The following is a 499-nucleotide window of genomic DNA, read 5'->3' as shown; positions in this document are numbered from 1 at the left end:
CGAAGTCGGCGTTTATCTATCTCTTTAATGGTGTGCCAATGTACGCTTGTTAACTGGGAGATATGCTTAATGGGAAGAAGAGGCAGCAGTTGTTCTATATAACTTTTTAAGCGCTTCGTTATACGAGCATAAGGCTCTAACCAAGATAGAGACTCTGTTTTTATGCCGCAGTCACGACACTTGATTCTTCGTGTTTGAACGGAAAGTTCAACAGGAACACCGAGCAACATGGCCTCTTTTACATGACGCCATTGATACTCATGAATAGCCTCGGCCTCGAGACCACAAAGGCACTTAGCCTCAGAGTTAGGTTTAAGAGTCAGGGTAATAAGTGATGCTGTCTGGTGAGACTTTACTATTTGAAAGCCTTCCCAGAATGAAGATAGGAAAGTATGATTCGGCATGAAAACGGTAGTTTGTGTATGATTTTTGTTTGGCGACTAAACCATATCACTTACTACCGTTTTTGTTTTTAGTTCCCGCTAATCCGCGATGAACC

At 42.3% G+C, this 499-nt stretch carries 1 protein-coding gene; it reads right to left on the bottom strand.

The genetic code is table 11. From position 1 onward, the window contains the following. A partial coding sequence (locus AB4274_RS21880; RefSeq protein ID WP_372059096.1) for a helix-turn-helix domain-containing protein occupies nt 1–404 on the bottom strand: 404 nt, incomplete at its 3' end. Between the last annotated feature and the right edge of the window lie 95 nt (nt 405–499).

The organism is Vibrio sp. 10N.261.55.A10 (assembly GCF_041470825.1).
Classification (GTDB): Bacteria; Pseudomonadota; Gammaproteobacteria; order Enterobacterales; family Vibrionaceae; genus Vibrio; species Vibrio crassostreae_C.
The sequence above is the reverse complement of the archived record's forward strand: the minus strand, read 5'-3'. Positions and strand labels throughout refer to the sequence as shown.